The sequence below is a fragment of the Dermabacter sp. HMSC06F07 genome (genome assembly GCF_001807345.1).
GTDB classification, from domain to species: Bacteria; Actinomycetota; Actinomycetes; order Actinomycetales; family Dermabacteraceae; genus Dermabacter; species Dermabacter hominis.
Genome location: NZ_KV788576.1, coordinates 1 through 854 on the forward strand (window position 1 = coordinate 1; position 854 = coordinate 854).

At 63.0% G+C, this 854-nt stretch carries 2 protein-coding genes; both read right to left on the reverse strand.

Going from position 1 to position 854, the window contains the following annotated elements:
* Positions 1 to 45: 45 nt before the first annotated feature.
* Positions 46 to 354 (reverse strand): pore-forming ESAT-6 family protein, encoded by a 309-nt coding sequence (locus HMPREF3157_RS02310; protein ID WP_034371478.1) that lies wholly within the window; start codon positions 352 to 354, stop codon positions 46 to 48.
* Between the two features lie 45 nt (positions 355 to 399).
* Positions 400 to 735, reverse strand: a complete 336-nt coding sequence (locus tag HMPREF3157_RS02315; RefSeq protein ID WP_034371481.1) for a hypothetical protein — start codon at positions 733 to 735, stop codon at positions 400 to 402.
* Between the last annotated feature and the right edge of the window lie 119 nt (positions 736 to 854).

The following is an 854-nucleotide window of genomic DNA, read 5'->3' on the forward strand; positions in this document are numbered from 1 at the left end:
GCCCTGCCGCCGCGTGGGCGGCAGGGCGTTGGTGGTGTGGTGGTGTTAGCCGATGTTGGCGACGGCGCTGGCGGCGCGTTGTTGGGCGCTGGTGGCGGTTTCGTCGTTCTTGCCCATGGTGGTCTTGACGAGGTTGATGATGTTCCGTACTTCGTTGGAGGCGCGGTTCCAGCGCTGTTCAACGTGGCGGTATTCTTCGGAGACGCCGTCGGCCTGGAAGTCGGCCATGGCGGTAGCAACCTGCTGGTCGCGCTGGGCGATGAGGCCTTCGAGGCGGCCGATGATGCCTGCGAGGTCGCCCTGGACGGACTGGGAAACGCCGGTGTCAAAAGAAATACGATCGCTGGTAGGCATGAGAGTTCCTCTCTAGAAAAAAGTATGTGTGGTGACGGGTGAGGTTCAGCGCTGGCCGGAGAAGCGTGCGCCGTCGAAGTTGGCCGAGCCCTGCGCGGAGGTCGAGTTGTCCATCGACTCCTGGTCGCCGGTCTGGAAGGCGGTGTCCATGCCGCCCTGGCCCTCGACGATGCGGCTGAGCGAAGAGTTGAGGTCGGCGCTGATTTCGTCGGTGCGGCCCTTGAACTGGTCGAAGGCGGCGCGGCCGGCACCGTTGAACTTGCCCTCAAGCGGCTCAACCGAAGCGACGAGCTGCTGGACGAGGGTGCCCAGGTCGTCGTTGGAGCCTGCGGTGTTGGTGGTGAGGGTGGAAAGGGTCTGGTTGCCCATATCGAACTTCATAAGTGCACTCCCTTGAAAGTAGTGGTGGGAGTGTGTGAACCACGGCGTCAGAGCGCGTGCGGTTCCCACGCTTCCCCTTGTGCTTTCCGGGACACACGTCCCGTTATCTGACCGTTACA